The sequence below is a fragment of the Endozoicomonas sp. SESOKO2 genome, assembly GCF_024606245.1.
GTDB lineage: Bacteria > Pseudomonadota > Gammaproteobacteria > Pseudomonadales > Endozoicomonadaceae > Endozoicomonas_A.
Genome location: NZ_JAHHPQ010000750.1, coordinates 1 through 17248, shown reverse-complemented (window position 1 = coordinate 17248; position 17248 = coordinate 1). Strand labels below are relative to the sequence as shown.

Below are 17248 nucleotides of genomic sequence, written 5' to 3'. Positions count from 1 at the left end.
TGACGAGCTATCAGACCCCCAACCTGTTCCTGTAACGCAAGCCGCTGACATGTGAGATGGGTAAACCCGGCATGCAGGGCAAACCTCTTATGCTATTTCTTGGTTTAAGTCGGTATGAGGATTTTGAGAAAAAGGGCAAGGACATTCTTACTTATAAACAGCTTTGGTTGTCTTGGCACTGTGCTTATTAATTTACCCTATGAGGAAGTGCCCGGCGTTGAGCCGAAGGATGAAGAGCTTAGCAGGGCCGGGATTTACGAACTTGAGCAGGATTTTCAGGAGGAATTATGAAGAGTTTGTATGACACTGACTACCACAAGTGGCTACGCCAGCAGCGGGATTTGCTGGCTCAGCGGCAGTTTGACCAGCTCGACATAGAGAATTTGTTGGGGGAACTAGAGTTGGGTATTAAAGACCATATACGTGAGTTAGTCTCTCACTTGGTTATATTGTTGGTTCACTTGCTGAAGTACGATTACCAAAATCGAGTACTGAAAGACCCTTGGGTGAAAGACAAAGTTCTTTACACTTGGATGCCCAGTATTAACAACCCGAGAGGAGAGATCGAGATACATGTCGAAGAAAATCCCTCATTGAGCAGCCATTTTGAGGAATCACTTGAAAAAGCTTACCCGAAGGCTAAACGGCGGGCCATTGACGAATTAAATGAATATATCAGTATCAAAGCCAAGCGGCTGAACAAAAACAGCTTTCCAGAGCAATGCCCCTGGAGCTATGAGCAGGTCATGCAAAGAGGATGGCTACCGGAGGTTGACAATGACTGATTTGTACAGAATTGACTAACACCCTCTTTCGGCTTTACGGTGAAGAAGATGTCAGGTCGCACACTTCCCGGACAATACGGGCCACGGCACTTCTCCATGGACGGGCATGAATGCCAAAAGTGTTCAGCACCTTATTGGAGGATAGAGTGCCATTGGCGGGTGGTTTGATACCTTCTCTGGATTCGATATTGGCCATGATCAGCTTACGGACTTTCAGATTGCGGTGCTGGGACGCTTCAGCAATAAGAATTTCAGCAAAGTTGCTTTCAGAAACGGATTCAGTGGTGGAGTAGTGGTAAGTTCCCCAGGTCCGGGCACCACAATCGAGTTGTTGAACGATGGCGACAATGGTCCGGGCTGCATCGTCGGCGGGTGTCGGGCAACCGAGCTGATCCGGAGTCACATACACTTCCCTGTTAGCCAGCATCTGTTCTGCCAGTCTTCTGAGAATGTTGGGACGACGCTCACTAATGATCCACGACAGGCGCAGAATAATATGTCGCTCGCACCGTTCACGGATTTGCTGCTCTGCCTGAAGTCTGCTGTTACCAAGAACACCGGTCGGGTTGGTGGGGTCTTTTTCGTTGTAAGGTTCTTGCTTGGTACCGTCAAATACCCTGTAGCTTGAGAGCTGAAAAAGAATAATGCCCTGACGCTGGCAGCAGTCGGCCAATTCTGCGACCGCATCCCGATTGATACTGAAACAGCGGGAAGGCTCATTCTCAGCCTTGACTGGATTGTTATAGGCAGCAGCATTAATGACCAGGTCTGGCTGGTAGCGGCTGAAACAGGTCTGAATCTGCCCGGGTTTGGACAAATCCAGCTCCACTCTGTCCGGTGCGTACCAGGAAATACCCTTATCTGTCAGGGTCTTGCAGACTTCATGGCCGACCTGGCCGGTTTGACCGATGACCAGTACTTTCATACTTGCATTCCAATATCACGGGCTTAATGATTAAGAGACTATTGAAGCATGAATAGGTTTCGGCTCCTAGTTGAGTGTCGTAAAAACACGTCGCGAAATATGTAAAGACACCATGCCCTGCGGGGTAAATTCTGGCAGAATGGCTCGCTTCTTCGACTATGCTTTTTCCAGCTGTGATTAACGAATTGGCGAACACTATGTACGTGGCAGACACGCTTCCGGAAACGGTTGATGATGTAGAGCGCATTCTTCTGGTGGATGATAATCCCACTAATTTGCAGGTGCTGCTGCAGACCCTCAGTGGAAGGGGGTACAAGCTTCTTATTGCGAAAAACGGTGAAAGCGCCCTGAGGATTGCTCACAAGGCCAGGCCAGCGCTGGTTTTACTGGATATCATGATGCCTGGTATGGACGGCTATGAAGTGTGCCGTCAACTGAAAGAAGATCCGGCTACCAGCGACATTACCGTGATTTTTCTATCAGCCCTTGATGACACCAAAGATAAGGTTCGTGGTCTGGAAACCGGTGCCGTTGACTTTATCTCCAAGCCTTTTCAGGCCGAAGAAGTCATTGCCCGGGTAGAAACCCAGCTCAAAATACATCGACTGGAGCAGGCGCTTTCTGCCCGCAATCGTCAGCTAGAGGCTGACAAGGCCCGTATTCTGGAAAGCATGAACGAAGGCATCTTCGGGCTGGATAGCCGGGGGCAGATTACATTTGCCAATGCAGCAGCCTCCATTATGACGGGCTGGCCAATGGACACCCTCATCCACCGTGGTCTGATTGAACTGATGCTGGGTGAGGCGGGAGATGAAGCACGCAGTCAGCACCTGGCTCCCATTCAGGAGGCACTGAACAAAGGAGTCAGTATAAGAGTGGATGATGCACTCTTCTGGCACAAAGAAGGTTCCTCATTCCCGGTCAGTTATTCATGCACTCCGATTATGGAGGACGGTCAACCCAATGGTGCCGTAGTCGTCTTTACTGACATCAGTAGTAAAAAACGTGGGCAGGCAGCATTGCAAAAGGCTCTCGACGAACTGGAAACCCAGAAGGAAAAACTGACCCATGTTTCCCGTCTGAGTATTATGGGGGAAATGGCCGCAGGCTTTGCCCATGAAGTGAACCAGCCCCTGACTGCCATTTCCAACTATGCACAGGTGGCCAAGCGCATGATGGTCAGGCTTGAACATAAAGACGACGATGTTTACGACTCGCTCTATGAAGCCATGGACAAGATTAATATCCAGGCTCGTCGTGCTGGTGAGATCATTGCCAGGATTCGCTCATTTGTTAAGAAACCTGATCATGTTCTGGGTTGTGTCGATCCGATCAAGCTGATTAGTGATACCGTTAAACTGGCTGAAGTGGATGCTCGAAATAACAGTATGGAGATTCATACTGAAGTAGCGCAAAACCTGCCGGAAGTGAAAGTGGATCCGGTGCAGATTCAGCAGGTGGCTTTGAACCTGATTCGCAATGGTATGGAGGCCATGAGAGATCAGGACACCCGGGACATGGGGATCTGGGTTAAGGCAGGGCAGGTTGATGATCAGTTCGTCAAGGTATCTGTGATAGACCGGGGGTATGGGTTGGCTGACGATGCTGAAGAAAAACTGTTTACGCCTTTCTATACCACCAAGTCAGATGGTATGGGGATTGGTCTGACAGTTTGCCACTCTATTATTCATTCTCATGGTGGTCGACTGACGTTCAGTCGTCACCCTGAGGGAGGCACTATTTTTGAGTTCACAATGCCGATTGCCTGACGCTTCCCGCTCCATCACTTAAACGACAACCAAATGACGGGTGAGTAAGAGGATAATATGAACCCTCGATGGGGCAACTGTATGAGAGAACTTCATAATAACTGCAGTCATCTTTGAAGCATAAATAAATATAACCGCCGATCAAGGGGGAAACATACGACGGTCTGCAACAGTAACTGCCATCGGGGCGTGACCGGATCCACGGATATTTGCCTCTTTCTTTCTGAACATATCGAAGGGTATAGTGCTTCTCCTTCACTTGATGAAAGATTCTCAGTTCACATAAAACCGTATCTGATAAAGCAGGCTGTATGAATAATGTAAATAATAAAAAAATAGCTTTGATATTTTCATGCTCCCTCGGTCTGAAACCAACAAAATAGCAGATATTTGCGCTGTGACCATTAATCGGGAGAACCTCACAATTCTGCTCTTTCGACATCCGAAGGCTTCGGGTCACTTTGCATTCAGCATCAAAGCCGCTTCGATCGCAGCCAGTAGCGAAGGCAGTGCTACGGGGCGACGCGCTGAGGCGAAACGGGAAAGGTTCAGAAATTTTGCTGTTCAGTGGCACTATGCAGGCATGCCATCATTCCTGTATAACCGTCGGCAGGTTATAATGCCCAACTGAGGAAAAACGGCTGTATTCAGTTAACCGCTGTTTTTATGGGGGCAAAATCGGAAAGTCTGGTCCGGCAATGTTGTGACCGCCCTGAGAAATATTCTGAGTTTATGACGGGTCTACAAGGAGCACGCAGTGACTGAACAGGTAACAGAGTATATGCATGAACTGGGCAAAAAAGCCCGGGAAGCCAGTGCAGAGGTGGCTAGAGCGAATACAGGTCTGAAAAACAAGGCCCTGCTGGCGATTGCTAATGAGCTGGAAGCGACTCGGACGTTGCTGCGTGAAGCTAACGCTATTGATCTGCAAAACGGTCTCGACCGAGGGCTGGATTCAGCGTTGCTGGATCGACTGGAACTGACGGATGCCCGTATTGATACCATGATCGAGAATTTGAGTCAGGTGGCTTCATTGCCTGATCCGGTGGGTACCATTGACGACCTCAAGTATGTTCCCAGTGGCATTCAGGTGGGTAAAATGCGTGTTCCGCTGGGAGTTATTGGCATTGTCTATGAGTCTCGACCCAATGTAACCATTGAGGCCGCCGGTCTCTGTCTGAAATCGGGTAATGCTGTGATTCTGCGTGGAGGCAGTGAGTCGATTGCTTCTAACAAGGCGATCGCTCAATGCATCCGCAAGGGCCTGGTGTCGGCTGGCTTGCCGGAAGCAGCAGTTCAGGTGGTGGAAACGACTGACCGTGAAGCCGTCGGGACTCTGATCAGTATGCCTGAGTATGTTGATGTCATCATTCCAAGGGGTGGCAAAAGCCTGATCGAACGCATCAGTTGTGATGCCAGAGTTCCTGTTATCAAACATCTGGATGGCATTTGTCATGTCTATATTGATGATCTGGCTGATCGGGAGAAAGCTCTGGCCATTGCCGTGAATGCCAAAACGCACCGTTACGGTGTATGCAATGCTATGGAGACCTTGCTGATCAACAGAGCCGTCGCTGCTGACTTGCTGCCGGAACTCGCTCAGCGCTACCAGATATTGGGGGTTGAACTCAGAGGCTGCCCGGAGGTCTGTGATATTATTCCGGGTGTTTTGGCTGCCACCGAAGAGGATTGGCAGACAGAATATCTGGCACCGGTGCTGTCCATTAAACTGGTCGGTAATATGAGTGAAGCTATTGAGCATATTAATCGTTACGGCTCTCATCATACCGACTCGATGATCACCGAGAGTTATACTCGGGGCCGTGACTTCCTCAGAGAAGTGGATTCTAGCTCCGTCATGATCAATGCCTCTACCCGGTTTGCAGACGGTTTTGAGTATGGCCTGGGAGCTGAGATTGGTATTTCTACGGACAAGATTCATGCCCGTGGCCCTGTTGGGCTGGAGGGGCTGACATCCCGAAAATATGTAGTATTGGGCGACGGTCATATCCGGAATTGACAGCCTCTCAAAGTAAGGGTTTTTGCGTTTATTCAAAAAAATTGCCATCAATCACAGTGGCAGTTAATGATCGCACACAGTGGTCACTGGTTATGTACTTAGGTACTTAATCAGCAAACAACTATGAAAAAAGCCTGTACAATTCATGTTCAGGCTTTTGATTTTTATTGAGTTCTAAAGAGATATATGCAATCTGAACAACTGAAACAACTGGTCATTGATGCTATTGAAGAGATGAAAGGCAACGACATTAACTGTCTCGACGTTTCTGAACTGACCAGCGTAACTGATTACATGATTATCGCCAGCGGTACTTCCAACCGTCATGTGAAGTCTGTAGCAGACCATGTAATTGACAAGTGCAAGCAAAATGGTGTTCGTCCTCTGGGTACAGAAGGTCAGGAAAAATCCGAGTGGGTCCTGGTCGATATGGGTGACGTTGTGATACACGTCATGATGCCGGCTACTCGTGCGTTCTATGACCTTGAACGTCTCTGGGAGCCCAGCGAGGAACAGCAGGCTACCGGGCAGTCTTGATGCGTGTTCGCCTAATCTCTGTTGGCTCAAAAATGCCAGCCTGGGTCGATGAAGGCTACAGGGAATACAGTCGGCGCCTGGGCTTTGACCTCAGGCTTGATTTGGTTGAGATTCCGCTGTGTCGGCGCAGCAAGGGAGCTGACGTCAGCCGCCTGCAGGAAAGAGAAGCCGGGCAAATGCTGGCGGCAGCAGGGCAGGGAGACCTGATAGTGGCCATGGAAATCATGGGGAAGCCCTGGTCGACGGAGAAGCTGGCAGACAATATGGGTGAGTGGATGCATTCTGGCCGTAATGTCAGCCTGATGGTCGGAGGGCCAGAAGGGCTTCATTCCAGTGTGTTGCTCCGGGCTGATCTCAGTTGGTCTTTATCGCCGTTGACTTTACCTCATCCCCTGGTGAGGGTGGTTGTTGCTGAACAGGTCTATCGTGCCTGGAGTATTCTCAAGAATCACCCTTATCACAAATAGACAGTAAAACTGATGCCGGTGAATACCTTAAAGGACCACAAAGCAGAGCAACGGATTGTTAGTATTCGAGTCTGGTTGGCACTGGTCTTCATGATCCTTTTGGTCATGCTGCTGGTTTCCAGACTTTTCTATCTTCAGGTGGTTAAATACGATGAGTTGGCCACCCAATCCGAAGAAAACCGTGTTCTATTGCAGACCGTGCCTCCGGTTCGTGGGCTTATCTATGATCGCGACGGCCGTTTGCTGGCGACTAACCGCTCCAGTCAGACGCTGGCTATTGTTCGGGAACGTGTAGAAGATCTTGATCAACTGCTCGACGATATTGCCTGGTTGATTCCTGTGACCGAGAATGAACGCAGCCGTTTCCTCGAGCAGATAACACGAAGCAGGCCTTTTGAGTCGGTCCCCCTCAAGTTTCGCCTGAACGACAAGCAGGTTGCTCTGATTGCTGTAAACCAGTTTCGCCTGCCGGGTGTTGAGATCAATGCCGAGCTGGTTCGTGAATACCCTGAAGGTAGCTCCTTCGCCCATAGCGTCGGTTATGTGGGACGAATCAATGAACGTGAGTTAAAGAATCTTGATCCGGCTCTCTACACCGGTACTTACACCGTCGGCAAGATCGGTCTGGAGCGTTTTTATGAGCCTGCACTTATAGGGAGGCCGGGCTATCAGGAGGTTGAAGTCAATGCCCGCGGGCGGGTGACCAGGGTGCTGAGCCGTGTCAACCCGACACCCGGAAAAGATCTTCAGCTGTATATTGATACCGATTTGCAAAATGCCGCTATCAAAGCGATGGACGGAAGAAGAGGTTCTGTCGTAGTGCTTGATCCCAAGACCGGTGGTGTGATGGCTATGGTGAGCAATCCGGCGTTCGATCCCAACCTGTTTGTGACCGGAATCGATTACGTAACATTTAATGATCTGAATACGGACATTGAAAAGCCGCTCTATAATCGTGCGACATTGGGTGAGTACCCACCGGCTTCCACGATCAAGCCACTGGTAGCGTTGGGGCTGCTGGCCAATAACGTAGTGGATAAGAATGAAAAAATCTACGACAAAGGCTGGTTCCAACTTCCGGGCAGTGATCACCGTTTCCGTAACTGGAATCGAAAGGGTGATGGCTGGATTAATCTGAGTCAGGCGATCCTGCGCTCCAATGATACGTTTTTCTATAAAATGGCTGAAAAAATGGGGATTGATCGTCTCCATGATTTTCTCAGTCAGTTCGGTATGGGGCGAGAAAGCGGTATTGATATTCATGAAGAGAGAACCGGTCTGCTGCCTTCAACAGAGTGGAAGCAGGGCGCTTATGGACAGCCCTGGTATCCCGGAGAAACCGTTATTGCCATTATTGGTCAGGGCTACATGTTATCGACTCCCATGCAGTTGGCTGAATCGGTTACATTGATTGCCAACCGGGGTAAACATGTACAACCTCGCCTGGTGAAGGAAGACATTCCAGAGTTACAAAGCCCCGAATGGGGGCACGATATTGAGCTGGATAACCATTATTGGGATCTGGTCATCAGTGGCATGGAGAAAGTGGTCAGTTACAATCGGGGCACCGCTTATTGGCGAATTGGCCGTGACTTGAAGTATCGAATGGCAGGCAAAACCGGTACCGCTCAGGTGGTCAGTATTCCTCAGGGTGAAGAATATGATGCTGAAAAACTCAAGGAGTTCGAGCGGGATCATAGTCTGTTCGTGGCTTTTGCGCCTATTGAAGATCCCCAGATAGCGATGGCTGTGGTATTGGAGAACAGCAATGGTGCAGCCAACGTAGCCAGGGATGTGATGGACTTTTATCTCCTCCCCAGACTCGCCAGAGCCGAACAGAAGAAAACCAGTGCTGACAACAAGAGGACCACACAATGACCGGTCAGGATTTTGTTCGCCAGCTAGATGAAGGGCAGGGCTTTCACAAGGCACCTGACTGGTCAGAGCGCTTGCATATCGACTTTATGCTGATAGGTTTTGTGGTCATTGTCTGCGGAGCCGGTCTGTTTATTTTATACAGTGCCAGTGGGCAAGATATGAGCATTGTCATTCGACAAGCCATCTATATGCTCATTGGGTTTGTTGGCATGATTATCATTGCCCAGATTTCACCTCGACTGCTGATGCGGCTGTCACCGTGGATATATATTGGCGGTGTCGCTCTCCTGATCGCTGTGTTGATCATGGGGATTCACTCCAAGGGGGCACAGCGCTGGATTCAATTACCTTTTATTCGCTTTCAGCCCTCTGAAATCATCAAGCTGGTTATGCCGATTGTAGTGGCGACTTATGTTTCAAAGCGACAGCTGCCGCTTTCTTTAAAAAATATTGTCGCTGTAATGATCTTGATTGGTATTCCAGTCGTGCTGATTGCCAGGCAGCCCGACTTGGGGACCTCCCTGCTGATTGGTGCTTCAGGCCTGTTTATATTACTGCTGGCGGGGTTGAGGAAGCGACTGATTTTTTCTGCGATTATGCTGGCCGTTCCTTCTATCTGGGGTTTTTGGCATTTTGTCATGCTTAACTATCAGAAGCAGCGGGTGCTGACCTTTCTCAATCCCCAGAGTGATCCCTGGGGTGCAGGCTGGAATATTATCCAGTCAAAAATTGCCATTGGATCGGGTGGGCTATATGGGAAAGGCTGGTTGTTGGGAACCCAGTCGCATCTGGACTTTCTGCCGGAGAGTCATACTGACTTTATTATCGCGGTATTGGCGGAAGAGTTTGGCCTGATGGGATGCCTGATTCTACTGGCATTATATGCACTGATTATCGGTCGAGGCCTTTTTATAACACTCAGGGCTCAGACTCTGTTTGGCAGACTGCTGGCAGGTAGTATTACCCTGACGTTTTTCGTCTACATCTTTGTCAATATTGGTATGGTGAGCGGCCTGCTACCTGTGGTCGGGGTGCCTTTGCCTCTGGTGAGTCGGGGAGGAACCTCGCTGGTTACCCTGATGGCAGGGTTTGGTCTGTTGATGTCGATACAGACTCATAAAACATTTCTGGGGCAAAGTCGGTAATTGCAGGGAAAACCCTCTTTTTCATAAGTTCGTTCCCTATCAAATGATTACGCAGGCGACAGCCTCCGTTTAGGTTAAATGTTGCTCGCATGAGCTATACTCACAGGCATTCAGTCAGTCGCTAAACGTTGAGTGTTTGTCATGCAACCTGTTCAGTTTCAGGGCATCCTGCGGGCAGCAACTACCCTGCCCCCCGGTCAGTTCGATGTTCTTCACAAAATGCTCCCCCCAATATCAGTCGTCTGCAAGCAGGAAGACGACAGCGGGTTCCGGCTGCTGGAAAGGTTTAGGTGCAATCTTGACCAACACCCCAATTGTTCATACGGCGTTAAAGCACTGGCGAACTCACGCAGTTTAGGAGCGCCGTATGGGCTTAAACGATATCACAAGATCCGTTCGTTCTCACAAGAGGGCTTTTTTACATCAGGTTTCTCTGCATTGGGCAAAGCAACATTTAACTTAAATAAAGCCGGTACGCTAGTTGTCTCTCCGTGACTGCTGTAAAGTAGACATTATCCCGTATGAAGTTCAATCAGCTAACGGCATTCATCTGAGTAGTAGCAGGGAGGGCATATGGCCTTAAGAAGGGTAAAAGAATTTTTAGGACTGCCGCCATTTCGACTCATGGTTGCAGGTGTATTGTTCAGTGGTTGTCTTTTAGCGGCACCGGCAATGGCTGCTGATTCTAAAAAGGCAGTCGATGATAAGCCTGATTATGCGCTTCAACCAGAAGTAAAGGCGTTTATTGATGACTTGGTCAAGAACGAACAGTTTTCTCGCAAGGAGCTGCAGGACATTCTGGGTAAGGCTAACAAGTCTGACAGAGTACTTGAGTTAATCAGCAGGCCAGCTGAGAAGCGTCTGGAGTGGAAGGACTACCGAAAGATTTTTATGACCCCGGAGCGAGTAGACCTTGGCGTGACCTTCTGGGAGGCGCACCAGAAAACGCTCTCCAAAGTTGAAAAGGAGTATGGTGTCCCTGCGGATGTGATTGTGGCCATTATCGGCGTTGAAACTTACTATGGTCGCCAGACCGGTGGCTTTAAGGTTCTCGATGCGCTGTCTACTCTGAGCTTCGATTATCCTCCGCGCAGCAAGTTTTTCACCCAGCAGCTGAAAGAATTTCTTATTCTGACCCGCGAGCAGGAACTGGATGCTTCAGATCTGACCGGCTCTTATGCTGGCGCCATGGGTATACCCCAGTTTATGCCCTCAAGTTACAGGGCTTACGCGGTAGATTATACCGGTGATGGTCAGTCAAATATCTGGAAGCAGGAAGAAGATGCTATCGCCAGCGTTGCCAATTATCTCCGCGAAAATGGCTGGAGAGCCGGCAAGCCTATTGCCAGCAAGGCGAAGGTTACTGGAAGCCAATATGAGAAAGCGGTGTCTGACTCCGTCAGGCCGAAAAAAACCCTGAAGCAGCTGGAAGGTTCTGGCTGGCGTCCAGAGGCCCCTGTACCAGACACTGCCAAGGCAGCTGCCATCAAGCTTGAAGGTGAAAAGGGGCCGGAGTACTGGCTGGGGATGCATAATTTCTATGTCATTACGACGTACAACCGCAGCAAACTTTATGCAATGGCCGTTTATCAGCTAGCGAGGGATGTAAAAACCGGCTATACAACATCAGTGTCAAAGTCTGGAAGGACATTAGCCGGAAAGCAATCTAAATAGTCTGAGCCTTCTGGTTCATGAACAAAGGCACCGTTTTTATGCTTCGGGCGTAAAAGCGGTTTTCTTTTTTTTTTGTCACAGATATTCGTTCAGGCTCTGTAGCCTAAGGCAGAATAACGTTAAAGCGCCATATCCTATGAAATTGATAATCAGAGCAAGATCTATAGCAGGAAGCCTTCTGGGACTGACCTTTCTTCTGTTAAGTGGTTGTGTGACTGTTGAGGACGGGCCTCCCACAGAGAAAAGGGATGTCAGCCAGATCCCTGATGCCATTCCTGTCACCCATGATGGTCAGTTCAAGGATTCTCCCTATGAACTCAATGATGTGACCTATACCCCCATGAAGAGTGCCAAAGGCTATCAGGAAAAAGGCAAGGCCTCATGGTATGGCTCCAAGTTTCATGGCAAGCAGACGGCTAACGGTGAAATTTACGATCTTTATGGTATGACTGCGGCGCACAAGACTTTGCCTCTGCCTTCCTATGTCAAGGTCACCAACAGTCACAATGGCAAGTCGGTTGTACTTCGGGTCAATGATCGTGGGCCTTTCCATGGTGATCGGGTTATTGATCTCTCCTATGCCGCTGCCGTCAAGCTGGGGTTCGCCAAAAAGGGAGTGACTGATGTGCTGATAGAGGGGATAGATGTGAGATCCCTTGCTGCCGCTAAAAGCACTGAAGCAGCTAATGGGGGTGATAATAATCAACTGCTCTTTGTGCAACTGGCAGCGCTAAAAAATTACCACTACGCACAGGTATTGCGTCGGCAGGTGGCTGAAACCATAGGCAGTGATATCAAGGTGGTGAAAGGGGATGAGGAGCCTGATCCCTTTTACCGTGTCAGGATTGGACCGATTCAAACGATCGAGCATCTGGAGGAACTCCTTGATAAGCTCGATGAAGGTGATTTTGACGTGCCATACCTGATTTACGAAGATGCATCTGAGGCCATCAGGGAGTAGTCTGAGTCAGGTTTTTTTAGTCGGTCAGGCCTATGTTCCAACCGGGGGCTGGTAGACTTTAACTGAGCAGACCATGAACACATTACATTCTATTTTCAATGCTTCCCTTAAACTCATTAGTCGGTAACATTATAATGGCCGACAACAGTGAATTTCAGAGCTAATTTCTATAATGATCAAACGATTAAATCCTGTCCGGGCCAGTCATGAGCGATTGAAAAGTGTAGCTGGATGGGTGCTCATGGTGTTTATTCTGGCGACCGGAACCGTTCGGGCTCAGGCTGCTGCCCTGATTCCTGCTGCACCCAAGATCGCTGCTAACAGTTTTGTATTGATGGATGCTGACAGCGGAGAAATTCTGGCCTCCGATAATGCGGATGACACCTCTCACCCCGCCAGCCTGACCAAAATGATGACCGCTTACATCGCCGAGGTTGAGCTGGCTGCTGGCAATATTCATCGCGATGATGAGGTTCTGATCAGCGAAAAAGCCTGGAAAATGGGCGGCTCGACCATGTTTGTAGAGGTGGGTGAGCGGGTTCCGGTGCAGGAACTGTTAAAAGGTATCATTATTGTCTCCGGTAATGATGCCAGTGTCGCGATAGCTGAGCACATTGCCGGCAGTGAAGACGCCTTTGTCCAGCTTATGAACAATACGGCCAAACGACTGGGGATGATTAACTCCCATTTTATGAATGCATCCGGCTGGCCTGCGTCTGATCACTATTCCACTGCGAGGGATCTTGCGATACTGTCTCGTCACATTGTCAAAGATTACCCGGAGTATTATGAGCTTTATGCTCAGAAGTATTACCAATACGGTACCAACAAGAAAACCGGCAAGCCATTGCGTCGTCAGGCAAACAGAAACCGTCTTTTATGGAGTAACCCCAATGTGGACGGTTTAAAAACAGGCCATATTGAAGCCAGTGGATATGGTCTGGCGGCTACTGCAAAACGCGATGGACGTCGTCTGATTACTGTTATCCTGGGTGCCAATGGAGAGAAACAGCGTGCTGCTGAGGCACAGAAACTACTGACCTATGGCTTCCGTTTCTTCGAAAATGTGGATGTCAAAAAAGGTGGCGTAACGCTTGAAACTGTCCCGGTCTGGAAGGGGACACAGGATCAGGTAGACATTGCCATCGATAAGGACTTGATTGTCACAGTTCCCAGGCATACCGGTAAGAAACTGAAAGCGACGATGGATATTGATCCCATTATTGAAGCGCCAGTCGAAGCTGGCCAGCAGCTGGGTACACTGAAAGTGACTATCGATGATGAGATCGTCAAAGAAGTCCCTCTCAGAGCAGAAACTGCGATAGAGCGTGGTGGTTTCTTCAAGCGTCTCTGGGACAGCATCGTGCTGTTCTTCAGGGGGTTGTCCTGAGCGTTCAGTGGCAGTGTCCAGTGAGTGAAATACTAATATCTTCAGGCTTGATGAGTCTGAAGGTATTTCATTTATCAACAGTGTAAAAAATGACCGATCAAGAAGCGCTAAAAATTGAATTTCCCTGCGATTACGAAATCCGTATCGTGGGTAATGCTGCTCCGGATTTTCAGGAAGCTGTCTGCGCTATCGTTAAGCAGCATGCTCCGGATTACGATGGCAACTTCCGGCTGAAAGAGAGCCGTACCGGCAAGTATACTTCTGTCATGGTGACTATTCTCGCCACCGGAGAGCCTCAGCTGAAAGCGATCTTCGAAGACCTTAAAGCTACTGGCCGGGTGCAAATGGTACTTTGATGAAGCTGAATATCCGCTATCTGGGCAGGCAGCCCTACGAGCCCGTGTTCGAGGCTATGAAGGCATTTTCCGAACAGAGAGATGAGCAGACGGTTGATGAGTTCTGGTTTGTCGAGCACGATCCTGTCTTTACTCAGGGGCAGGCCGGCAAACCCGAGCATGTTCTGGCACCCGGAGATATTCCCGTGGTTCAGGTGGATCGCGGAGGTCAGGTTACTTATCACGGTCCGGGTCAGCTGGTGGTCTATCTGCTGATGGATGTTCGCCGCTCAGGCAGTGGTCCCAGAAAAGTGGTGTCAGCTATTGAGAATGCCATCATCAAAGTGCTTGCAAGCTATGGTGTAGAATCCTGCGCCAGACCTGACGCCCCCGGTGTTTATATTGATGGTGCCAAAATTGCGGCCCTGGGGCTGCGATTCAGGCAGATGAGAAGTTATCATGGACTGAGTATCAATCTGGATATGGATCTGGAGCCGTTTACCCGCATCAACCCCTGCGGTTATGAGGGTTTACAGGTCGCCCAGCTCAGGGAGTTTCAAAATCCTGTACAATGGGATGAAGTGAGCAGTCGCTTACTTGAGTGTCTCATGAAGGAACTTGGGTATAATGAGGCGCAAACACTAAAGGAAGAAGCAGAGCTTGATCTGGCTCAAGAGGCCTGAGCAATCTGTCTCCAAATTCAAGTTAGTGAACGAACGGGTTCACAAACGGTACAACTGATCGACATAACTGGGATTCTATGACCGATAGCAACCTGATTCCAACCGTCCAGATTCCGGCTGTTACCATTCAGAGTGGCGAGAAATTTGTCAATGAAAAAGGCATTACCGCCATCAAGAATGGCATCAAGGCCAGCAGTCGCTCCGATGAAGCGGTTCAGCCTTTTATGCGCAAGCCGGATTGGTTGAGAATCAAGCCCAGGTACGGCAGCAAGTTCAAAGAAGTCAAAGAGACTGTTCATGAGCACAAACTGAGTACCGTTTGTGAAGAGGCCATGTGCCCCAACATCAATGAGTGCTGGAGTTCCGGTACCGCCACTATCATGCTGATGGGCGATGTCTGCACCCGTGCCTGTCGCTTCTGTGCGGTGAATACCGGGAACCCCAAAGGCTGGCTGGATAAGGAGGAGCCGGACCACACGGCCAACAGCGTAAAACTGATGAACCTGAAATACCTGGTTCTGACCTCTGTTAACCGTGATGACCTTGAAGATGGCGGTGCCGGTCATTATGCCGCCGTCGTAAAACGGGTGAAGGAAGTCAATCCTGAAACCGACGTTGAAGCGCTGACACCGGATTTTTTGGGTGTATTGGCAGATGTAGAAACTGTGGTTGACAGCGGTATTGCCGTTTTCGCTCAGAACGTTGAAACCGTTAAACGACTGACACATCCTGTTCGTGACCCGCGTGCCAGCTATGAACAGACGCTCGCTGTTCTGGCTCACTCCAAAAAATACCGACCCGATGTACTCACCAAAACCAGCCTGATGCTGGGTCTGGGTGAAACCGAGGACGAAATCATTGAGACTATGAATGATCTCAGGGCCATTGATTGCGATATCCTGACTCTGGGCCAGTATCTGCAACCCACCAAAAACCATTTGCCAATTGAACGTTACGTGACGCCCGAAGAGTTCGAGAAGTATCGTCAGTGGGGCCTGGAAAGAGGTTTTGTTGAAGTCGTGGCCGGTGCCCTGGTGCGCTCAAGTTATCGTGCTGAGCAGGTGTTGCAGAAGAATAATGTGGGCCTGGGCCAATGAGTGACAGCAAACCATCAGTCACTCATCTGTAGTTCAGTGATTTTCAACGTACTAACGCTATGGAAGGTCTGGATGGTCAACACATGGCCATCCATGCTGAAGGTGGCTGAATTGATTGTACCATGATCTGAAATGATGGCTTTTTCTTTCCAGGTTTCATCGTTCTGCCGACCATAAATTTTCGCCGTGCCATCGTAACCGGCGGTGATCACATGTTGGCTATCGGGGCTGAATGTGGCTGAGTTGACAATATCGTCATGGGAAATGATGGCTTTTACTTCCCATGAACCACCGTCCTTCAGGCCATAGATTTTCGTCTCGTCGTCATCACTGGAGGTCTGCAAATAGCGGTTATCGGGGCTGAATGTGGCTGAGTTGACCTCTTTTTTATGGGAAATGATAGCTTTTTCTTCCCATGATCCATCGTCATTCAGGCCATAGACTTTCACCTTGTGATCATTACTGGTCGTCATCACATGGCGACCGTCGGCGCTGAAGGTGGCTGACCTGACACAACCGTCATGAGAAATAATAGCTTTTTCTATCCATGACCCATCGTTGTTCTTGCCATAGATTTTCGCTTTGCCATCAAAACTGGCGGTCACCACATAGCGGCCATCGACACTGAAGGTGGCCGATACTACTAAAAGCCTGTGGGTAATGATGGCTTTTTCTGCCCATGACTCATCGTCCTCCCGGCCATAAATTTTCACCACGCCATCTCCACTGGCGGTCACCACATAGCGGCCATCAGTGCTGAAGGAGGCTGAAGCGACCAAGTCATTATGGGAAATAATGGCTTTTTCTTCCCATGATCGTTCGTCTTTCTTGCCATAGATTTTCACCTTGCCGTCTCCACTGCCACCGGCAGTCACTACATAGCGACTATCGGCACTGAAGGTGGCTGAAATGACTCCGGCGTTATGGGAAATGATGGCTTTTACTTCCCATGAGCCATCGTCTTTCTTGCCATAGATTTTCGCCTTGCCGTCTTTACTCCAGCTCATCACATAGCGGCTATCTGCGCTGAAGATGGCTGATATGAGGAAGTTATCATGGGAAATAGTGGCTTTTTCTTCCCATGATTGTTCGTCTTTCTGGCCGTAAATTTTCGCCTTGCCATCTACACCAGCTGTCACTACATAGTGGCCATCGGCACTGAAGGTGACGGATCTGAGACCACAATGGGAAAAAGTGCCTTTTGCTTCCCATGATCCATCGCTCTTCTGGCCATAGATTTCCAGCGTTTTATAATTCCTGACACTCACCAGATGGCGGCCATCGGTACTGAGAGTGGCTGAGCCGGTCGCGCCATAAGAGGGGAGGGTGGCTTTTGTCTCTAATGCAAATGTTTTACATTGATTCATCAGTTTAGTGAGGGTGGAAAAGAACAGAGCGGGAAAATGAATACTCCCATGGCGATCCATGATTGACTTGATTAATGCCTCATCCTTGGTAAAACGTCTCAACCATTTCTGGAGTTCATCTTTATCTTTTGCAGTGACGATTGTTTTTATTAGCGCCTGGTGTGATGAAGCAAACCGGCGAAACCATGCCCTTGCCATTGAATCATCATTTTTGA

General features: G+C 49.3%; 17 protein-coding genes. 15 read left to right on the top strand and 2 right to left on the bottom strand.

Annotated features, from left to right (window positions below):
- Positions 1-287 precede the first annotated feature (287 nt).
- Entirely contained in the window at positions 288-785 is a 498-nt protein-coding gene (locus KDK17_RS17910) for a DUF29 domain-containing protein (RefSeq protein WP_257281685.1), read from the top strand.
- Between the two features lie 34 nt (positions 786-819).
- Here the strand turns inward: KDK17_RS17910 and KDK17_RS17905 are convergent, their stop codons facing one another.
- On the bottom strand, positions 820-1710 hold the full coding sequence (locus KDK17_RS17905; RefSeq protein ID WP_257281684.1) for an NAD(P)-dependent oxidoreductase: 891 nt from the start codon (positions 1708-1710) through the stop codon (positions 820-822).
- A 173-nt stretch (positions 1711-1883) separates the two neighbouring features.
- On the opposite strand from KDK17_RS17905, the gene KDK17_RS17900 reads away from it, so the two are divergent.
- The 14 genes from KDK17_RS17900 (at position 1884) to lipA (ending at position 15666) form a co-directional block, all read left to right on the top strand.
- Complete coding sequence (locus KDK17_RS17900) at positions 1884-3479, top strand: response regulator (protein WP_257281683.1); 1596 nt, start codon at positions 1884-1886, stop codon at positions 3477-3479.
- Between the two features lie 397 nt (positions 3480-3876).
- On the top strand, positions 3877-4110 hold the full coding sequence (locus KDK17_RS17895; protein ID WP_257288708.1) for a hypothetical protein: 234 nt from the start codon (positions 3877-3879) through the stop codon (positions 4108-4110).
- 126 nt (positions 4111-4236) lie between these two features.
- A complete protein-coding gene (locus KDK17_RS17890) occupies positions 4237-5499 on the top strand; it encodes a glutamate-5-semialdehyde dehydrogenase (RefSeq protein ID WP_257281682.1) in 1263 nt (420 codons plus the stop codon).
- Between the two features lie 186 nt (positions 5500-5685).
- Positions 5686-6036, top strand: coding sequence for a ribosome silencing factor (gene rsfS / locus KDK17_RS17885; RefSeq protein WP_257281681.1), 351 nt, complete (start codon positions 5686-5688; stop codon positions 6034-6036).
- Positions 6036-6503, top strand: coding sequence for a 23S rRNA (pseudouridine(1915)-N(3))-methyltransferase RlmH (gene rlmH / locus KDK17_RS17880; protein WP_257288707.1), 468 nt, complete (start codon positions 6036-6038; stop codon positions 6501-6503). Before rsfS ends, rlmH begins: the two co-directional genes overlap by 1 nt.
- 12 nt (positions 6504-6515) lie before the next feature.
- Positions 6516-8381 carry a penicillin-binding protein 2 gene (gene mrdA / locus KDK17_RS17875; protein WP_257288706.1) on the top strand — a complete coding sequence of 622 codons (1866 nt, stop codon included), beginning with the start codon at positions 6516-6518 and terminating at the stop codon, positions 8379-8381.
- Positions 8378-9526 carry a rod shape-determining protein RodA gene (gene rodA / locus KDK17_RS17870; protein WP_257276216.1) on the top strand — a complete coding sequence of 383 codons (1149 nt, stop codon included), beginning with the start codon at positions 8378-8380 and terminating at the stop codon, positions 9524-9526. The genes mrdA and rodA overlap by 4 nt, the downstream gene beginning before the upstream one ends.
- 141 nt (positions 9527-9667) lie before the next feature.
- Positions 9668-10021, top strand: coding sequence for a hypothetical protein (locus tag KDK17_RS17865; protein WP_257288705.1), 354 nt, complete (start codon positions 9668-9670; stop codon positions 10019-10021).
- Between the two features lie 78 nt (positions 10022-10099).
- The gene (gene mltB / locus KDK17_RS17860; RefSeq protein ID WP_257276214.1) at positions 10100-11200 is read left to right on the top strand and encodes a lytic murein transglycosylase B; all 1101 of its coding nucleotides are present in this window, start codon (positions 10100-10102) and stop codon (positions 11198-11200) included.
- Positions 11201-11336: 136 nt separating this feature from the next.
- Complete coding sequence (locus KDK17_RS19390) at positions 11337-12161, top strand: septal ring lytic transglycosylase RlpA family protein (RefSeq protein ID WP_306670803.1); 825 nt, start codon at positions 11337-11339, stop codon at positions 12159-12161.
- Between the two features lie 172 nt (positions 12162-12333).
- A complete protein-coding gene (locus tag KDK17_RS17845) occupies positions 12334-13551 on the top strand; it encodes a D-alanyl-D-alanine carboxypeptidase family protein (protein WP_257276213.1) in 1218 nt (405 codons plus the stop codon).
- Positions 13552-13640: 89 nt separating this feature from the next.
- Complete coding sequence (locus KDK17_RS17840) at positions 13641-13907, top strand: YbeD family protein (protein WP_257276212.1); 267 nt, start codon at positions 13641-13643, stop codon at positions 13905-13907.
- On the top strand, positions 13907-14569 hold the full coding sequence (gene lipB, locus KDK17_RS17835; RefSeq protein WP_257288704.1) for a lipoyl(octanoyl) transferase LipB: 663 nt from the start codon (positions 13907-13909) through the stop codon (positions 14567-14569). Before KDK17_RS17840 ends, lipB begins: the two co-directional genes overlap by 1 nt.
- Positions 14570-14646: 77 nt before the next feature.
- On the top strand, positions 14647-15666 hold the full coding sequence (gene lipA / locus KDK17_RS17830; RefSeq protein WP_257288703.1) for a lipoyl synthase: 1020 nt from the start codon (positions 14647-14649) through the stop codon (positions 15664-15666).
- A gap of 14 nt (positions 15667-15680) precedes the next feature.
- Here the strand turns inward: lipA and KDK17_RS17825 are convergent.
- The coding region (locus tag KDK17_RS17825) for a WD40 repeat domain-containing protein (RefSeq protein ID WP_257276209.1) at positions 15681-17248 on the bottom strand (1568 nt) is incomplete at its 5' end.